General features: G+C 71.8%; 17 protein-coding genes. 9 read left to right on the top strand and 8 right to left on the bottom strand.

From position 1 onward, the window contains the following. Positions 1-45: 45 nt before the first annotated feature. Together IE180_RS06390 and IE180_RS06385 are read left to right on the top strand one after the other, a co-directional pair. The gene (locus tag IE180_RS06390) at positions 46-1,035 is read left to right on the top strand and encodes an SAM-dependent methyltransferase (RefSeq protein ID WP_190155737.1); all 990 of its coding nucleotides are present in this window, start codon (positions 46-48) and stop codon (positions 1,033-1,035) included. A gap of 62 nt (positions 1,036-1,097) precedes the next feature. After that, complete coding sequence (locus IE180_RS06385) at positions 1,098-2,240, top strand: NADH-quinone oxidoreductase subunit D (RefSeq protein ID WP_190155736.1); 1,143 nt, start codon at positions 1,098-1,100, stop codon at positions 2,238-2,240. A 486-nt stretch (positions 2,241-2,726) separates the two neighbouring features. Here the strand turns inward: IE180_RS06385 and IE180_RS06380 are convergent, their stop codons facing one another. The 4 genes from IE180_RS06380 to IE180_RS06365 form a co-directional block, all read right to left on the bottom strand. After that, positions 2,727-3,746 carry a hypothetical protein gene (locus tag IE180_RS06380; protein ID WP_190155735.1) on the bottom strand — a complete coding sequence of 340 codons (1,020 nt, stop codon included), beginning with the start codon at positions 3,744-3,746 and terminating at the stop codon, positions 2,727-2,729. 130 nt (positions 3,747-3,876) lie between these two features. After that, entirely contained in the window at positions 3,877-4,866 is a 990-nt protein-coding gene (locus tag IE180_RS06375) for an ABC transporter substrate-binding protein (protein ID WP_190155734.1), read from the bottom strand. Positions 4,867-4,871: 5 nt separating this feature from the next. Beyond that, the gene (locus tag IE180_RS06370) at positions 4,872-5,546 is read right to left on the bottom strand and encodes an ABC transporter permease (RefSeq protein WP_190155733.1); all 675 of its coding nucleotides are present in this window, start codon (positions 5,544-5,546) and stop codon (positions 4,872-4,874) included. 1 nt (position 5,547) lies between these two features. Continuing rightward, positions 5,548-6,234 (bottom strand): ABC transporter permease, encoded by a 687-nt coding sequence (locus IE180_RS06365; protein WP_190155732.1) that lies wholly within the window; start codon positions 6,232-6,234, stop codon positions 5,548-5,550. A gap of 142 nt (positions 6,235-6,376) precedes the next feature. Here IE180_RS06365 and IE180_RS06360 point away from each other — a divergent pair, with 142 nt between their 5' ends. After that, positions 6,377-7,384, top strand: a complete 1,008-nt coding sequence (locus IE180_RS06360) for an ABC transporter ATP-binding protein (protein WP_190155731.1) — start codon at positions 6,377-6,379, stop codon at positions 7,382-7,384. A 44-nt stretch (positions 7,385-7,428) separates the two neighbouring features. Here the strand turns inward: IE180_RS06360 and IE180_RS06355 are convergent, their stop codons facing one another. Then, positions 7,429-8,541, bottom strand: coding sequence for an alpha/beta hydrolase (locus IE180_RS06355; RefSeq protein ID WP_190155730.1), 1,113 nt, complete (start codon positions 8,539-8,541; stop codon positions 7,429-7,431). 165 nt (positions 8,542-8,706) lie between these two features. Between IE180_RS06355 and IE180_RS06350 the strand changes: the two genes are divergently transcribed. The 6 genes from IE180_RS06350 (at position 8,707) to IE180_RS06325 (ending at position 13,587) form a co-directional block, all read left to right on the top strand. Next, positions 8,707-10,542 carry a phosphatidylglycerol lysyltransferase domain-containing protein gene (locus IE180_RS06350; RefSeq protein ID WP_190155729.1) on the top strand — a complete coding sequence of 612 codons (1,836 nt, stop codon included), beginning with the start codon at positions 8,707-8,709 and terminating at the stop codon, positions 10,540-10,542. 70 nt (positions 10,543-10,612) lie between these two features. Then, on the top strand, positions 10,613-11,473 hold the full coding sequence (gene folP / locus IE180_RS06345) for a dihydropteroate synthase (RefSeq protein ID WP_444545779.1): 861 nt from the start codon (positions 10,613-10,615) through the stop codon (positions 11,471-11,473). Then, positions 11,470-11,958 carry a nuclear transport factor 2 family protein gene (locus IE180_RS06340; protein ID WP_268255434.1) on the top strand — a complete coding sequence of 163 codons (489 nt, stop codon included), beginning with the start codon at positions 11,470-11,472 and terminating at the stop codon, positions 11,956-11,958. Before folP ends, IE180_RS06340 begins: the two co-directional genes overlap by 4 nt. Before the next feature lie 121 nt (positions 11,959-12,079). Continuing rightward, entirely contained in the window at positions 12,080-12,439 is a 360-nt protein-coding gene (gene folB, locus IE180_RS06335; RefSeq protein WP_190155727.1) for a dihydroneopterin aldolase, read from the top strand. Next, positions 12,436-13,035 (top strand): 2-amino-4-hydroxy-6-hydroxymethyldihydropteridine diphosphokinase, encoded by a 600-nt coding sequence (gene folK, locus IE180_RS06330; protein WP_229860322.1) that lies wholly within the window; start codon positions 12,436-12,438, stop codon positions 13,033-13,035. The genes folB and folK overlap by 4 nt, the downstream gene beginning before the upstream one ends. 60 nt (positions 13,036-13,095) lie before the next feature. Next, positions 13,096-13,587, top strand: coding sequence for a DUF3180 domain-containing protein (locus tag IE180_RS06325; RefSeq protein ID WP_190155725.1), 492 nt, complete (start codon positions 13,096-13,098; stop codon positions 13,585-13,587). A gap of 9 nt (positions 13,588-13,596) precedes the next feature. On the opposite strand, the gene folE is transcribed toward IE180_RS06325, so the two are convergent. The 3 genes from folE to hpt form a co-directional block, all read right to left on the bottom strand. Beyond that, a complete protein-coding gene (gene folE, locus IE180_RS06320) occupies positions 13,597-14,202 on the bottom strand; it encodes a GTP cyclohydrolase I FolE (RefSeq protein WP_190155724.1) in 606 nt (201 codons plus the stop codon). A gap of 99 nt (positions 14,203-14,301) precedes the next feature. Beyond that, the gene (ftsH, locus tag IE180_RS06315; RefSeq protein WP_190155723.1) at positions 14,302-16,320 is read right to left on the bottom strand and encodes an ATP-dependent zinc metalloprotease FtsH; all 2,019 of its coding nucleotides are present in this window, start codon (positions 16,318-16,320) and stop codon (positions 14,302-14,304) included. A gap of 171 nt (positions 16,321-16,491) precedes the next feature. Next, positions 16,492-17,031 carry a hypoxanthine phosphoribosyltransferase gene (gene hpt / locus IE180_RS06310; RefSeq protein WP_030219931.1) on the bottom strand — a complete coding sequence of 180 codons (540 nt, stop codon included), beginning with the start codon at positions 17,029-17,031 and terminating at the stop codon, positions 16,492-16,494. Positions 17,032-17,045 lie beyond the last annotated feature (14 nt).

Here is a 17,045-nt window from a genome sequence, read left to right as displayed (position 1 = left end):
TCCTTGGCTCCGGCCCCCTACTCCCCGAGGTGGACACTGGGGCACGTGACGGATGAGACGTGTCAGTGGCAGGGGTGGCGGGAGGCCACGGAACGGGCGCTGTACGGCCCCGGGGGCTTCTACCTGCGCCCCGAGGGTCCGGCGGGGCACTTCCGCACCTCGGTGCACGCCTCCCCGCTCTTCGCGGCGGCCGTGGCCCGGCTGCTCGGCGAGGTCGCCCAGGAACTGGGGACCTCCGAGGTCGAGCTGGTGGACGTGGGCGCGGGCCGCGGCGAGCTGCTGACGGCGGTGCTCGCGGCCGTCGGCCCCTCGCTCTCGGTGCGGGCGTACGCGGTCGAACGCGCCGCCCGCCCGGACGGCCTCGACCAGCGGGTGGAGTGGACGGACCGGGTGCCGCGGGACGTGCGCGGGCTGCTCTTCGCGAACGAGTGGCTCGACAACGTGCCGACGGACGTCGCCGAGACGGACGCGACGGGCACCGTCCGGTACGTGGAGGTCCGTACGGACGGCACGGAACGGCTCGGCGCGCCCGTCCACGGACCGGACGCCGACTGGCTGGCCCGCTGGTGGCCGCTGCGGGAACCGGGCGCGCGGGCCGAGATCGGACGGCCCCGCGACGAGGCCTGGGCGGCGGCGGTCGCCTCCCTGGCCGCGGGCCGCGCGGTGGCCGTGGACTACGCGCACGTACGGGAGGCCCGGCCGCCCTTCGGCTCCCTCACCGGCTTCCGCGCGGGCCGCGAGGTCCCCCCGGTCCCGGACGGCAGCTGCGACGTGACCTCCCACGTGGCCCTGGACGCGTGCGGGGCCGCGCCGGGGGACGGCGGCCTGCCCGCCGCCGAACTGGTCACGCAGCGGGAGGCGCTGCGGCGGCTCGGGGTGTCCGGGGAACGGCCGCCGCTCGCGCTCGCCTCGACCGACCCCGCCGGCTACGTCCGCGCGCTCGCCTCCGCCGGCGAGGCGGCCGAACTCACCGCCCGCGGCGGTCTCGGCGACTTCCTCTGGCTGACCCAGCGGGTCCCGGACGCCGCCCGCTGACCCGAGGGGCCCGGGGCCCCCGGGCCTCGGGGAGCACCGGCCGCTCGGGGGATACTGGCCGCATGACGGAGACGACGGTCGGAATCGGCGGCGCGGCGGAGAGCACCGACATGGTGCTGAACATCGGACCGCAGCATCCCTCGACCCACGGCGTGCTCCGGCTCCGGCTCGTGCTCGACGGCGAGGTCGTCCGGCACGCCGAGCCGGTGATCGGCTACATGCACCGGGGCGCCGAGAAGCTCTTCGAGGCCCGGGACTACCGGCAGATCATCATGCTGGCCAACCGCCACGACTGGCTGTCCGCCTTCTCCAACGAGCTCGGCGTCGTCATGGCCGTCGAGCGGATGCTCGGCATGGAGGTCCCGGAGCGGGCCGTGTGGACGCGGACGCTCCTCGCCGAGCTGAACCGGGTCCTCAACCACCTGATGTTCCTCGGCTCGTACCCGCTCGAACTGGGCGGGATCACCCCCGTCTTCCACGCCTTCCGGGAACGCGAGGAGCTCCAGACGGTGATGGAGGAGGTCTCCGGCGGCCGGATGCACTACATGTTCAACCGGGTCGGCGGCCTCAAGGAGGACCTGCCCGCCGGCTGGCTGGGGCGGGCCCGGCAGGCCGTCGCGGACGTCCGGTCGCGGATGGACGTCTACGACCGGCTGGTCCTCGGCAACGAGATCTTCCGGGGCCGTACGCGGGGGGTCGGCGTCCTGCGCCCGGAGACCGTCCACGCGTACGGGGTGTCCGGACCCATCGCCCGCGCCTCGGGCGTCGACTTCGACCTGCGCCGCGACGAGCCGTACCTCGCGTACGGGGAGCTGCAGGACACCCTGCGGGTCGCCCTGCGGCAGGAGGGCGACTGCCTCGCCCGGTTCGAGTGCCTGCTCGACCAGACGCACAACTCCCTCGACCTGGCGGACGCCTGCCTGGACCGGATGGCCGAGCTGCCGCCCGGGCCGATCAACCAGCGACTGCCGAAGGTGCTCAAGGCACCGGAGGGGCACACGTACGCCTGGACCGAGAACCCGCTCGGCGTCAACGGCTACTACCTGGTGTCCAAGGGCGAGAAGACCCCGTACCGGCTGAAGCTGCGCTCGGCGTCGTTCAACAACATCCAGGCGCTGGTGGAACTGCTGCCGGGGACGCTGGTCGCGGACATGGTGGCGATCCTGGGCTCGCTCTTCTTCGTCGTGGGCGACATCGACAAGTAACACCCGCCTGTGAGCGCACGCCCACCGGGGCGGTGCCCGCCCCCGCGCCCGCCGGGCAGTACCCCGCCGTTGTGGGCGGTCGTTCCGCCGGTGCGAGGGGGGTCCCCCTGCTCGAGCGAAGCCGAGAGCCCGGGGGAGGGTGGGCACAACGGACGGCGCCCTTGCCGGCGCCCGAGGCTGCTGCGCCTGAGCCCGCACCTCGTGCGCGGCGCCGCCGTCGGTGCGGGTCCGGGCGCGGAACGCGGAGGCGCCGCTGATGGGCGCCGTCCCGTGTGCCCACCCGTCCCGCCCAGCGGGACGATTGCCCACACGGCGGTGGGCGGGGCGCCGCCCAGCAGGGCGCGGGTCTCACACGGGCGGGAGGTGCCGCTCCGCAGGGCGCGGGCCCCGCGCGGGCAAGGGAGCCGCCCAGCAGGGCGCGGGCCCCGCGCGGGCGGGGGCATCGCCCAGCAGGGGGCGGCACTCGCGGCGGTGGGGGCTCGGGGGTCAGGAGCTGATCGCGCCCCGGAGTTCGGCCACGTCCAGTTGTTCCGTCTCGTCGTGCGCCGTCAGGTCGATGACCTGGCCGATCGCCCGCGGGGGCGCCGGGACGGCGGGCGCGGCGACCGGGGTGAGCAGCAGGGTCCCGGAGGCCAGGACCTCCTCGCCCACGACGTCGGCGAGGTCGCTGTTCTGCACGTCCTCGATGACGGCCGCCGCCTTCTGCGTGCCGAAGAAGTCGAAGCCGCCCTCGGGGCGCGGGGCGGGCCTGCGGGCCGCGTACGGGACGACCGCGGCCGCGACCGGCACCGCGGGCAGGGTGGTGGAGGCGGCCGTGCGGGTGTGCTGCTCGGTTCCGGCGGCCGCCGCGTGCTTCCCCTGCGGTTCCTCCGTCTCCCGGGCGCGCTCGGCGAGGTCGCGGGCGCGGGCCGCCTCGGCCGTGCGGCGGGCCTGCTGGGCGGCGGCGTTGCGCGGGAGGTCGCGCAGGGCCCGGGCGGCGCGGCGGAAGGCCTCGGGGGTGGGCGTGGAGCCGGCGGCCGGCAGCGCCTTGGCCCCGGTGCCGGTCGTGCCGCCGGTCTCCAGGGCGAGGACGCGGCGGCCTTCCAGGGCGCTGGCCCGCTCGGTCTCCGCGGTGGCGTACCGGCGGAGCAGGTCGGCGTGTTCGCCGCGCAGTCCGGCGAGCTCCACGCGCTTGGCGCGGAGTTTGGCCTCGAGCCGGGAGCGCAGCGCGCGGGACTCCTCCAGGTCGGACTCCAGCTCGGCGGTCCGCTCCTCGGCCTTCCACTGGTCGGCGGCGCGCGCCCGGTCGAGCTCGGCGACCCTGCGGCCGGCGCTCCGGTCCCAACTGCGCATGAGGACGGCGCCGGTGACGGCGGCGGCGGCCGCCGCGGCCGCGAGCAGCCGCGCGATCACCGGGTCGCCGGGCAGCCAGGCGGCCGCGGCGCACACGACCGCGGTGCCGGCGACCGCGGAGGGCGGCAGCAGCTTGTGCAGAGGCGGGGAATGGCGGTGGCGTCCACGTGGCATGGCCTGAAATTTACCGTGCGTAGGCGTCATGTGGGGTGTCGGCCCGGCAATCTCTTGGCCACTTCTCGCCACCAGAAGTGGATATCGGTGGTTCCGGTTCCGTTTCGGGCCGACTCCCCTCTCCCATCTCCTACTTCTTGAGCAGCCCCTTCGCCTCCAGATACTCCTTGGCGACGTCCTCCGGCTTCGCCCGCTCGGCGTCCACCTTGCGGTTGAGTTCGGCGAGATCCGCTGTGGTCAGCACCTTGGTGAGACGGTCGAGCGCGGCCGCTATCTCGGGGGAACCGGCGTCCTTGGCGTTGACCACCGGCAGCACGTTGTCGGCGTTCTGCAGCTTCTTGTCGTCGGTGAGGAGGACGAGGCCGTAGCCGTCGATCGTGGCGTCGGTGGTGGTCGTCAGGACCAGCTGGTCCACCCCGTCCTTCACCGCCTGCTTGGCCTGCGGCGTGCCGACTCCCTTGGGGTCGACCCCGGCCACGTCGATCCCGTACGCCTTCTTCAGGCCGGGCGCGCAGAAGGGCCGTACCGCGCATTCGTCACCGGCCGCGATCTTCACCTTGAGCTTCGCGCGGCCGAGATCGGAAAGCGTCGTCAGCTTGTTCTTCGCGGCGAATTCCTTGGTCACCGCGAAGGCGTTCTGATCGACGGCCTCTCCGGCCGCGAGGACCTTCAGTCCGCGCGGTTCGGCGAGCTTCCGCAGCGCGCCGACCGTGGCCGTCACGTCGCCCGAGGCGACCGGCGCGTCCTCGGGCGCCTTCGGGCCGTTCACCTTCGCGTTGAGGAATTCCGCGATCGTCGCCGCGTATTCCGGGACGACGTCGATCTCGCCGTTCTCCAGCGAGGGTTCGTACAACTCGCGGTTCTTCACCGTCGTGATGGACACCGAGTACCCGACGGGCCGCAACGACTGCGCGTACAGCTCGGCGAGGACCTTGGCCTCCGTGAAGGCAGCCGCGCCGACCACCAGCGAGCCCTTCTCCCCGCCGCCGGACCCCCCGGCGTCCTTCTTCTTGCCCTCCTCCAGGCTGTCGCCGCCGCACGCGGCGAGGGCGACGGTCAGCGCCGCCGTACCCAGCAGCGCGCCCGCGATACGCGAGACCCTGTTCACCAGATCACCCATCCCAGTCAGCGTTCGGTCAATCGTCCGTCATGTGCGAAAAGGCGGTCCAAGCCCACCAGGACGCCCTCCACCAGGAGGGCGAGCAGCGCCACCAGCACGGCGCCCGCGACCACTTGAGCGGTGTCGTACGTGGCGAAGCCGGCCGTGATGATCCGGCCCAGGCCGCCCTGTCCGACCATCGCGGCGATCGTCGCCGTGGCAACCACCTGTACCGCGGCCGAGCGGATCCCGGTCATCAGCACCGGCCGGGACAGCGGGAGTTCGACCCGGAAGAAGACCTGGCCGCCCGTCATCCCCATGCCGCGGGCGGCCCGCACCGCCGCCCGGTCCACCTCCCGCACCCCCACGTACGCGTTGGTGAGGAGCGGGGGCATCGCGAACAGCACCAGGGCCACCACGGTCGGCACATAGCCGGCGTTCCGCAGGGGCGACACCATGAACAGCGCGAGCACCGCGAAGACGGGGATCGCCCGCCCCACGTTCGACACGTTCACCGCGAGCGCCCCGCCCCGGCCGAGGTGGCCCAGCCACAGGCCCAGCGGCAGGGCGAGCGCCGACGCGACGAGGAGCGCCGCCCCGCTCACGTACACGTGCTCGGCGAGCCGCCGCCCGATGCCGTCCGCGCCCGTCCAGTGCGCGCCGGTGGTGAGCCAGCCCCAGGCGTCCGTCACGATGCCCACCTCACCCACCCCCCGGCGCGGTCCGTATGCGGGTCCAGGGCGTGAGCAGCCGCTGGAGGCCCAGGAGCAGCAGGTCGGCGGCGACGGCGAGCAGCACGCACAGCACCGAGGCGGCGAGCATCTGTGCCTTGAAGAAGGTCGGCAGCGCGTCCTCGATGAGGTTGCCCAGGCCGCCGCGGCCGACGACCGAGCCGATCGTCGTCAGCGCGACCGTGGAGACCGTCGCCATCCGCACCCCGGCCATCAGCACCGGCAGCGCCAGGGGGAGCTCGACCTGCCAGAGCATCCGCAGCGAGCCGTACCCCATGCCCCGGGCGGCCTCCCGCGTCTCGGCCGGGACGGCGGCGAGGCCCGCCAGGGTGTTCCGCACGAGGATCGTCAGCGCGTACAGCACGAGGCCCGTCACGACGAGCGCCGCCGACAGTCCGAAGAAGGGCAGCAGCAGCGAGAACATGGCCAGCGACGGGATCGTGTAGAGCAGGGTGGTCAGGCCGAGGACCGGGCCGGCGAACCGGGGCCGGGCGCGGACCAGCAGCGCGAGGGGCACCGCGACGGCGAGCGCGATCAGCACCGACACGACCGTGATTCCCACATGCTGGAGCAGCGCGTCCGTCAACTCCCCGCCCCGCGTGCGCAGGTACTCACCGCAGATCCAGTCGTTCGTGACCAGACAGTTCGGCGCGCTCATCGTCCCTCCCCCGGGTCGCCCGCCCTCCCGAACTCTTGTGTGACGACCCTAACCCCCGCCACCGACAATCCCCGAGACTCGCCACAATGCGGCAACACGCCCTTCACACACTCCCGCCGCCCGGGGGACAGAATGGGGAACCATGATCCGGTTCGAACGCGTGACCAAGCGGTACGACGACGGCACCACGGCCGTCGACGACCTCTCCTTCGAGGTCGCCGAGGGCGAACTCGTCACCCTGGTCGGCCCCTCCGGCTGCGGCAAGACGACGACGATGATGATGGTGAACCGGCTCGTGGAACCGACCTCGGGCCGCGTCCTCGTCGACGGCCAGGACGTCGCCGGCGTCGACCCGGTCGCCCTGCGCCGCAAGATCGGGTACGTCATCCAGCAGGTCGGACTCTTCCCCCACCGCACGGTCCTCGACAACACCGCGACCGTCCCCGCCCTCCTCGGCTGGAAGAAGACCGCCGCACGCGCGCGTGCCGCCGAACTCCTCGAACTCGTCGGCCTCGACCCGGCCGTCCACGGCCCCCGCTACCCCGCCCAGCTCTCCGGCGGCCAGCGCCAGCGCGTCGGCGTCGCCCGCGCGCTCGCCGCCGACCCGCCCGTCCTCCTCATGGACGAGCCCTTCGGCGCCGTCGACCCCGTCGTCCGCGAGCGCCTCCAGAACGAGTTCCTCGCCCTCCAGGCCACCGTCCGCAAGACGGTCCTCCTCGTCACCCACGACATCGAGGAGGCCGTCCGCATGGGCGACCGCATGGCCGTCTACGGACAAGGGCGCATCGAACAGTTCGACACGCCCGCCACCGTCCTCGGCTCCCCCGCCACCCCCTACGTCGCGGACTTCGTCGGCAGCGACCGCGGCCTCAAGCGGCTCGCGGTCACCCCCGTCACCGAAACCGACCTCGACTCCTGGACAGAGGGCACCGAGCGGTACGCCGGGGCCCCCGGGGGAGGCCAGGGCGACCCCCGGGTACCCCTCGGGACCTCCCTCAAGGACGCCCTCGCCACGCTCCTCCAGCACGACGGCGGCCGCCTCACCGTCACCGGCGACGACGGCCGGCCGCTCGGCGTCCTCACCCCGGCCGGCGTCCACCGCGCCCTGCGCCGGGCCACGGCACCCACGGACCCCGGAGCGCGCCCGTAGAGCCCCGCCCGGCCACGAGCCCGGCGTGATCCGGAAGGCGGGGCCTAGTTCGCGCTGAGCCTTCCGCCCATCCAGATCAGGCCCGGCGGCAGCTCGCGGTTCCACGTGTTGAAGTTGTGGCCACCGCTGTCGAGGATGATCGACGAGACCGTCACCGGGCTCTTCGCCTTCCGGATGAACCGCCGCGTCTCCTTCAGGTTGCCCTCGCCCCGCTTCGACGAGGTCACCAGGAGCGACGTCTCCCCCCGCGGCCGGTGATCCAGGCTCCACAGCAGGTCGCCCCGCTTGCGCAGCCCGTCGTCCCCGTGGAACAGGTCCCCCGTCGTGACGTCCTCCGCCGCCCGGTAGTACGCGGAGAAACCCACCCCCGCCATGAACCGGTCCGGGTGGTGGAGCGCCATCTTCAGGGCGCAGTAGCCGCCCGTCGAGTTCCCCATGAACCCCCAGTTCCGCGCCCTCTTCCCCACCCGGTACGTCTCCGAGACCGCCTTCGGCAGGTCCTGGGCGAAGAAGGTCTCCGTCTGCGGGCCCCCCGGAACGTCCACGCACTCGGTGTCCCTCGGCGGCGCCACCGTCGGACGCAGCATCACCAGGATCATCGGCTGCATCCGTCCCGCCTTCGCCTGGAGGTACGCCGTCTTCGGATAGTTGAGTCCCTTGAGCAGGTTCTCCGCCATCCCCGGATACCCCGTGAGCACCACGGAGGCCGGGAACGTCCGTTTGGCGTACTGCGGCTGGAAGTACTCGGGCGGCAGGTACACGTAGGCCGGCGAGACGATCCCCGAGCGGCCGCCCGCCACCATGACCTTCTGGATCTGCCCCCCGACCGAAGGACGGCCGCCGCCCGGCACGTCCAGCGCCTGCGTCCCCAGCACCCGGAGGTGCTTCGAGCCGGCCGCGTGGTCGACGACCACCCCCATCTCCTGCTCCTGCCCGAACAGATCGGCCCAGGAACCGTAGAAGAGGAACGACCGGTTCGCCGCCAGCCCCACCGTCGCGAACAGCACCACCTGCGTCACGAGCAGCAGCCCCACCCGGCCCGCGACCGGCCGCCAGCCGCGCCGCGCCAGCCTCGGCCACAGCCAGACCGTGGCCAGGAACAGCGCCACGGCCAGCACCACGGCCGACACGAGGACTTTGTCGCTGGTGAGACCCATGAGACGACCGAGCCTTCTTTCCGAGATTTTCCTGTGGACGAATGAACCCGGTCCGGTACGCCGTCGTCATAGAAGGCGCACCAGCCGGAACGGCCCACCGAACGCGCCTCGGGGCCCGACCGGAGTCAAAGACCCTGCGCAGGACCACGAGAAGTACGGGAAGCCATGTCTGTCACGGTAGATGGGGACAAATCGGGATTGGTTCCGGTTCGGATGCGGCGGATTCTCCGCGGCCCCCGCCCCGAGAGCGTCCCCGCCCACGTCGGCACGGCCTGCACCGTCATCGGCCTCATCGACATCGCCGCCGGAGTCTTCCCCCGCTTCCGGACCAGCCGCATGCACGCCGTCGCCGAAGTCCTCCCCGGCACCCTCGGCCCCCTCTCCGCCGCCCTCTCCCTGAGCGCCGGCGTCCTCCTCCTGCTCCTCGCCCACGGCCTCAAGCGGCACAAACGCCGCGCCTGGCGCGCCGCCGTCGTCCTCCTCCCCCTCGGCGCCGCCGCCCAATTCGTCTGGCGCCACTCCGCCCTCGGCGCCCTCCTCTCCCTCGTACTCCTCGCACTCCTCGTACGTCACCGAGGCGAGTTCGCCGCCCTCCCCGACCCCCGCAGCCGCTGGCGAGCCCTCGCCAACTTCGTCCTCATGGGCGCCGGATCCATCGCCCTCGGCCTCGTCATCGTCAGCGCCCACCCCCACCGCGTCATCGGCAGCCCCAGCCTCGCCGACCGCCTCGAACACGTCCTCTACGGACTCCTCGGCATCGAAGGCCCCGTCGGCTACACCAAGGGCGTCGACTGGACCGTCGGCTACTCCCTCGGCGCCCTCGGCATGCTCACCGCCCTCACCACCATCTACCTGGCCTTCCGCCCCGAACACCCCGCCGCCCGCCTCACCGACGAGGACGAGACCCGCCTCCGCGCCCTCCTCGACCAGCACGGCGGCCGCGACTCCCTCGGCCACTTCGCCCTCCGCCGCGACAAGGGCGTCGTCTTCTCCCCCAGCGGCAAAGCCGCCGTCTGCTACCGCGTCGTCTCCGGCGTCATGCTCGCCAGCGGCGACCCCATCGGCGACGTCGAAGCCTGGCCCGGCGCCATCGAACGCTTCATGGACGAAGCCAAAGCCCACTCCTGGACCCCCGCCGTCATGGGCTGCTCCGAGACCGGCGGCCAGGTCTGGACCCGCGAAACCGGCCTCGACGCCCTCGAACTCGGCGACGAGGCGGTCGTCGACGTCGCGGATTTCTCCCTCTCCGGCCGCGCCATGCGCAACGTCCGCCAAATGGTCAAACGCATCGAACGCAACGGCTACACCACCCAGGTCCGCCGCGTCCGTGACCTCGACGACGACGAGCTCGAACGCCTCCGCCACGCCGCCGCCGACTGGCGCGGCACCGACACCGAGCGCGGCTTCTCCATGGCCCTCGGCCGCATCGGCGCCCCCGGAGACGGCGACGCCGTCATAGCGACCGCCCACAAGGACGACGACGCCTCCCCCTACGGCGACCTCAAAGCGATCATCCACTTCGTGCCCTGGGGCCCCGACGGCATGTCCCTCGAACTCATGCGCCGCGACCGCTCCGCCGACCCCGGCATGAACGAGCTCCTCATCGTCGCCGCCCTCCAGGCCTCCCCCGGCCTCGGCATCACCCGCGTGTCCCTCAACTTCGCCATGTTCCGCGCCGCCCTCGCCCGCGGCGAGAAGATCGGCGCCGGCCCCGTCCTCCGCATCTGGCGCGGACTCCTCGTCTTCCTCTCCCGCTGGTTCCAGATCGAATCGCTCTACAAATTCAACGCCAAGTTCCAGCCACGCTGGGAACCCCGTTTCGTCGTCTACCGCAAAAGCCGCGACCTCCCCCGCATCGGCCTCGCCGCCATGCAGGCCGAAGGCTTCGTGAACCTCTCCCTGCCCCGCCCCTTCACCCGCCGCCGCCCCGCCCCGGCCCCCCGCACCTGCGCCCACCTCACCCCCGCCCGGACGGCCGACCACGAGGTCCGAGCCGCCTGACCCCAGCACGCCCCGCCCGGGCGGCCCCTCCACGCGGCCTGATATCACCCCTGGGCCCTACGCTGGACACATGAGTACGACGATCGACCGGGGCACGGCCCAGGGCCTGCCGGAGTGGGACCGCTGCGCGGTCATGGGCGTGGTCAACGTGACCCCCGACTCCTTCTCCGACGGCGGCCGCTGGTTCGACACCACGGCCGCCGTCAAACACGGCCTCCACCTGGTCGCCGAAGGCGCCGACCTCGTCGACGTCGGCGGCGAATCCACCCGCCCCGGCGCCACCCGCGTCGACGAGGAAGAAGAACTCCGCCGCGTCATCCCCGTCGTCCGCGGCCTCGCCGCCGAAGGCGTCACCGTCTCCGTCGACACCATGCGCGCCACCGTCGCCGCCCGTGCCGTCGAAGCCGGCGCCGTCCTCGTCAACGACGTCAGCGGCGGCCTCGCCGACCCCGCCATGGTCCCCGCCGTCGCCGCCGCCGAAGTCCCCTTCGTCGTCATGCACTGGCGCGGCTTCAGCCACGACATGAACAGACTCGCCGTCTACGACGACGTCGTCCGCGAAGTCCTCGCCGAACTCCGCACCCGCATGGAAGCCGTCGTCGACGGCGGCATCGCCCCCGAACGCATCGTCGTCGACCCCGGCCTCGGCTTCGCCAAACTCGCCCCCCACGACCTCGCCCTCGTCGCCCACCTCCCCGAGCTCCGCGCCCTCGGCCGCCCCCTCCTCGTCGCCGCCTCCCGCAAACGCTTCCTCGGCCACGTCCTCACCCGCGAAGGCTCCACCCCGCCCCCCGCCCGCGAACGCGACGCCGCCACCGCCGCCGTCTCCGCCATCGCCGCCCACACCGGCGCATGGGCCGTCCGCGTCCACGAAGTGCGCGCCACCGCCGACGCCGTACGCGTCGCCAGGGCCGTCGAAGGAGCCGCGTGAGCCGCACCGACCCGGCCACCGACGAAGCAGCCGTCGAAGCCGCCAACACCGCCTTCTACGAGGCCATGGAGACCGGCGACTTCGAAGGCCTCGCCACCCTCTGGCTCGACGACGACACCACCCCCGTCACCTGCGTCCACCCCGGCTGGCCCGTCCTCACCGGCCGCGGCGAGGTCCTCCGCTCGTACGCCCTGATCATGGCGAACACCGACTACATCCAGTTCTTCCTCACCGACCTGCGGATCTCCCTCGCCCACGACACCGCCCTCGTCACCTGCACCGAGAACATCCTCAGCGGCGGACCCGCCGAGGACGGCGCCGAACTCGGCCCCCTCGTCGGCCAGCTCGTCGTCGCCACCAACGTGTTCCGCCGCACACCCGCGGGCTGGCGCATCTGGTCCCACCACGCCTCCCCCGTCCTCGGCGAGACCGAGGAGACGGACGGCACCGGACCCGGCACCGAACCCACCGAACCCCCCGCCTGACCCACCCCCGGCCCCCCACGGGCAAGCGCTGTCGGCCCCCGCAGGTAGATTCGAAGTGGACACCCGGCCGTCCGCACCCGGCTGCGTGGCCACCCGAACTACGACAGCAGGAGTGATTCGCGTGGATCGTGTCGCGCTGCGCGGCCTCAAGGCCCGGGGCCACCACGGCGTCTTCCCCAAGGAGCGCGAGGAGGGCCAGACCTTCATCGTGGACCTGGTCCTCGGCCTGGACACCCGCCCGGCCGCCGCCGACGACGACCTCACCAAGACGGTGCACTACGGCATCGTCGCCGAAGAGGTCGTCGACGTCGTCCAGGGCGAGCCCGTCGACCTCATCGAAACCCTCGCCGAGCGCATCGCCCAGCAATGCCTCAGCCACACCGGGGTACAAGAGGTGGAGGTCGTCGTCCACAAACCCGACGCACCCATCACGGTGCCCTTCGACGACGTGACCATCACGATCACCCGGAGCCGACGATGAAGCCGACGCAGAGCGACCCCACCGTCCAGCCCGTACCGGCCTCCGTCGTCGCCACCGTCGACGCGGCCGACACCACCCTCTCCAACCCCCGCTGGGCCGTCCTCGCCCTCGGCGCCAACCTCGGCAACCGCCTGGAGACCCTCCAGGGCGCCATCGACGCCCTCGGCGACACGCCCGGCCTGCGGGTCAAAGCCGTCTCCCCCGTCTACGAGACCGCCCCCTGGGGCGTCGAACCCGACACCCAGCCCTCCTACCTCAACGCCATCGCCCTCGTGAAGACGACGCTCCCGCCCTCCTCCCTCCTGGAACGGGCCCACGCCGTCGAAGAGGCCTTCCACCGCGTCCGCGAGGAACGCTGGGGCGCCCGCACCCTCGACGTCGACATCGTGACGTACGCGGACGTCGTCTCCGACGACCCCGTCCTCACCCTCCCCCACCCCCGCGCCCACCAGCGCGCCTTCGTCCTCGTCCCCTGGCACGACGTCGACCCCGACGCCCGGATCCCCGGCCACGGCCCGATCGCCGACCTCCTCACCGCCCTCGGCCACGAAGGCGTCACTCCCCGTGCCGACCTGGAACTCCGTCCGCCCGAGTAGTCGTTACGCTCGGGGAGACCGCCCGGCGACCACGACCGACGACCACACGAAGGACACCCGGTGAAACAACTGCGGCTGAAGGTACTCACCGGACTGTTCCTGGTCGCCGGCATCCTCTCCTGGGGCGCCGCCCGCCTCTGGGACTCGATCGGCACCCTCCCCAGCGTGCCGATCGCCGCGCCCATCGTCCTCGCCGTCATCGCCGTCGTCATCACCGCCACCGCCCTCTCCCTCCGCGCCCGCCTCAAGGCCCAGCGCGAGCGGCGCCCCGGCGCCAAGGGCGTCGAGCCCCTGATGGCGGCCCGCGCGGTGGTCTTTGGCCAGGCGAGCGCCCTCGTCGCCGCCCTCGTCGCCGGCATGTACGGCGGCACGGGCGTCTTCCTCCTCGGCTCCCTCGACGTCCCCGCCCGCCGCGACCAGGCCCTCTACGCGGCCTGCTCGGTCGCGGCGGGCATCGCCGTCATCGCCGCCGCCCTCTTCCTGGAACGCGTCTGCAAGCTCCCGGAGGACGACGACAACGGCCCGGGCAAGGCCCGGGCCGAAAGTCAGTGAGACGGGCGCTCAGCGCGCCATGATGAGGCTCATCGCCTCGGCACGGGTCGCGGGGTCGCGCAGCTGGCCCCGGACGGCCGAGGTGATGGTCTTCGCGCCCGGCTTGCGGATGCCCCGCATCGACATGCACATGTGCTCGCACTCGAAGACCACGATCACGCCGCGCGGCTCCAGTATCTCCATCAGCGAGTCCGCCACCTGCGTGGTGAGCCGCTCCTGCACCTGGGGACGACGGGCGTAGACGTCCACGAGGCGCGCCAGCTTCGACAGGCCGGTTATCTTGCCCGACGTGGACGGGATGTAGCCCACGTGGGCGACCCCGCGGAAGGGCACGAGGTGGTGCTCACAGGTCGAGTACACCTCGATGTCCTTGACCAGCACCATCTCGTCGTGGCCCAGGTCGAACGTGGTCGTCAGGACGTCCTCGGGCTCCTGCCACAGGCCCGCGAATATCTCCTTGTACGCCCGCGCCACCCTGCCGGGCGTATCGCGCAGCCCCTCGCGGTCCGGGTCCTCGCCGACCGCGATGAGGAGCTCCCGTACGGCGTTCTCGGCGCGCTTCTCGTCGAACTCGCCGATCGTGCCCCCGCCGTTCAGCGTCACCGGGTCGGTCATCCTGTGCCTCGTTCCGTCTGACTGTGTGCGCGCGAAAGAGCCGCGCCCCCACAGGCTAGAACCTGTGGGGGCGCGGCTTCCATTCCGGGGTGCCGGGCGTCAGTCCTCGGGGGTGTCGACCGGGGCGATGTCGATGCCCTTGGTGGTGTCGACCGCCGGGGTCGCCGAGCCGTTCGCGCTGTTCGTCAGGGCGAGCTCCTTGGGGGAGAGCACCGGCGGACGCGTGGACGGGGTGCGGCGGCTGGAGCCGGTCCAGGCCGGGCGGGCCGGGCGCTTGACGATGGGGGCGAAGATCTCGGCGATCTCCTCCTTGCCCAGCGTCTCCTTCTCCAGGAGCTGCAGGACGAGGTTGTCGAGGACGTCACGGTTCTCGACGAGGATCTCCCACGCCTCGTTGTGCGCGGTCTCGATGAGCTTCTTGACCTCTTCGTCGACCAGCGCGGCGACCTCTTCCGAGTAGTCGCGCTGGTGCGCCATCTCACGGCCGAGGAAGGGCTCGGTGTTGTCGCCGCCGAACTTGATGGCGCCGAGCCGCTCCGTCATGCCGTACTGCGTGACCATCGCGCGGGCCGTGGCGGTGGCCTTCTCGATGTCGTTCGCGGCGCCCGTGGTCGGGTCGTGGAAGACGAGCTCCTCGGCCGCGCGGCCGCCCAGCATGTACGCCAGCTGGTCGAGCATCTCGTTGCGCGTGGTCGAGTACTTGTCCTCCTCCGGGAGCACCATGGTGTAGCCCAGGGCCCGGCCGCGGGACAGGATGGTGATCTTGTGGACCGGGTCGGAGTTCGGCGAGGCCGCCGCGACGAGGGCGTGGCCGCCCTCGTGGTACGCGGTGATCTTCTTCTCCTTGTCCGACATGATGCGGGTCCGCTTCTGCGGGCCCGCGACCACGCGGTCGATCGCCTCGTCCAGGGCCTTGTTGTCGATCAGCTTCTGGTCGCTGCGGGCGGTGAGGAGCGCCGCCTCGTTGAGGACGTTGGAGAGGTCCGCGCCGGTGAAGCCGGGGGTGCGTCGGGCGACGGCACTGAGGTCGACGTCCGGGGCGACCGGCTTGCCCTTCTGGTGGACCTTGAGGATCTCCAGGCGGCCCTGCATGTCCGGACGGTCGACGGCGATCTGCCGGTCGAAGCGGCCGGGGCGCAGGAGGGCGGGGTCGAGGATGTCGGGGCGGTTGGTGGCCGCGATGAGGATGACGCCGCCCTTGACGTCGAAGCCGTCCATCTCGACGAGGAGCTGGTTGAGGGTCTGCTCGCGTTCGTCGTGGCCGCCGCCGAGGCCGGCGCCGCGGTGGCGTCCGACGGCGTCGATCTCGTCGACGAAGACGATGGCCGGGGCGTTGGCCTTGGCCTGTTCGAAGAGGTCGCGGACGCGGCTGGCGCCGACGCCGACGAACATCTCGACGAAGTCGGAGCCGGAGATCGAGTAGAAGGGCACTCCGGCTTCGCCGGCGACGGCGCGCGCGAGGAGCGTCTTGCCGGTGCCGGGGGGGCCGTAGAGGAGGACGCCCTTGGGGATCTTGGCGCCGACGGCCTGGAACTTGGCGGGTTCCTGGAGGAATTCCTTGATCTCGTGGAGTTCCTCGACGGCTTCGTCGGAGCCCGCGACGTCGGCGAAGGTGGTCTTGGGGGTGTCCTTGGTGATGAGCTTCGCCTTGGACTTGCCGAACTGCATGACGCGGGAGCCGCCGCCCTGCATCTGGTTCATCAGGAAGAGGAAGACGACCACGATGAGGACGAAGGGGAGGAGCGAGAGCAGGATCGAGACGAAGGGCGACTGCTTCGTCGGGGAGACGGTGTAGCCCTTCTCGATCTGTCCGGCCTCGAACTTCTCCTGGAGCTTGTCGGCGAGGTCGGCGCCCTGGGTGCCGATGTAGCTGGCCTGGAGCTTGTCGGCCTTGTTGATCTTCTGACCGTCGATGAGGTCGATCTTGATGAGCTGCTCATCACCGGTGGTGAGTTTTGCCTGCTTGACCTGGTTCTTGTCGATCGCCTGGACGACCTGGCCGGTGTCCACCGTCTTGTAGCCCTCGGACGAGCCGACGACCTGCATCAGCACGACCACGGCGAGGACGGCCAGCACGATCCACATGACCGGCCCACGGAAGTATCGCTTCACGTCCATCCATACGGAGCGGTGTCGCTCCGTCCCTCCTGCCCGTAGGAAAATGCTGCTGTGAGAGCTGCTGTGTGAAAAAGCTGTTCTTCGGACGGTACCTCAGCATCGTCGCCCGCGACCGCCTTCCCGTGGTTCAACGGAGGGAAGGCGGTGCGGGTTCCCCGAGGGGGCGAAGTCTCAGCCGCCGTAGACGTGGGGGGCGAGCGTGCCGACGAACGGGAGGTTCCGGTACTTCTCGGCGTAGTCGAGGCCGTAGCCGACGACGAACTCGTTGGGGATGTCGAAGCCGATCCACTTGACGTCGATGGCGACCTTGGCGGCCTCCGGCTTGCGCAGGAGGGTGCACACCTCGAGGGAGGCGGGCTCGCGGGAGCCGAGGTTCGACAGCAGCCAGGACAGGGTCAGGCCGGAGTCGATGATGTCCTCGACGATCAGGACGTGCTTGCCCTTGATGTCGGTGTCGAGGTCCTTGAGGATCCGGACGACGCCCGAGGACTGGGTGCCGGCGCCGTAGGAGGAGACGGCCATCCAGTCCATGGTGACGGGGGTGGAAAGGGCGCGTGCCAGATCCGCCATCACCATCACGGCGCCCTTGAGGACGCCGACGATGAGCAGGTCCTTGCCCGCGTATTCCGCGTCGATCTTCGCGGCCAGCTCTGCCAGCTTGGCGTCGATCTCTTCCTTGGTGATGAGCACCGACTGGAGGTCGGTGCCCATGTCCTTCTCGTTCA

This window comes from Streptomyces litmocidini, assembly GCF_014649755.1.
Classification (GTDB): Bacteria; Actinomycetota; Actinomycetes; order Streptomycetales; family Streptomycetaceae; genus Streptomyces; species Streptomyces litmocidini.
This window is presented reverse-complemented; position numbering and strand designations above follow the sequence as displayed.

Bases quoted from the DNA above. Each gene is read 5' to 3' on its own strand.
- IE180_RS06375 (WP_190155734.1), bottom strand. From the start codon at position 4,866: ATGGGTGATCTGGTGAACAGGGTCTCGCGTATCGCGGGCGCGCTGCTG.
- IE180_RS06355 (WP_190155730.1), bottom strand. From the start codon at position 8,541: ATGGGTCTCACCAGCGACAAAGTCCTCGTGTCGGCCGTGGTGCTGGCC.
- folE (WP_190155724.1), bottom strand. From the start codon at position 14,202: ATGACCGACCCGGTGACGCTGAACGGCGGGGGCACGATCGGCGAGTTC.
- IE180_RS06380 (WP_190155735.1), bottom strand. From the start codon at position 3,746: ATGCCACGTGGACGCCACCGCCATTCCCCGCCTCTGCACAAGCTGCTG.
- IE180_RS06360 (WP_190155731.1), top strand. From the start codon at position 6,377: ATGATCCGGTTCGAACGCGTGACCAAGCGGTACGACGACGGCACCACG.
- IE180_RS06385 (WP_190155736.1), top strand. From the start codon at position 1,098: ATGACGGAGACGACGGTCGGAATCGGCGGCGCGGCGGAGAGCACCGAC.
- IE180_RS06365 (WP_190155732.1), bottom strand. From the start codon at position 6,234: ATGAGCGCGCCGAACTGTCTGGTCACGAACGACTGGATCTGCGGTGAG.
- hpt (WP_030219931.1), bottom strand. From the start codon at position 17,031: ATGGGCACCGACCTCCAGTCGGTGCTCATCACCAAGGAAGAGATCGAC.
- folP (WP_444545779.1), top strand. From the start codon at position 10,613: ATGAGTACGACGATCGACCGGGGCACGGCCCAGGGCCTGCCGGAGTGG.
- folK (WP_229860322.1), top strand. From the start codon at position 12,436: ATGAAGCCGACGCAGAGCGACCCCACCGTCCAGCCCGTACCGGCCTCC.
- IE180_RS06350 (WP_190155729.1), top strand. From the start codon at position 8,707: ATGTCTGTCACGGTAGATGGGGACAAATCGGGATTGGTTCCGGTTCGG.
- ftsH (WP_190155723.1), bottom strand. From the start codon at position 16,320: ATGGACGTGAAGCGATACTTCCGTGGGCCGGTCATGTGGATCGTGCTG.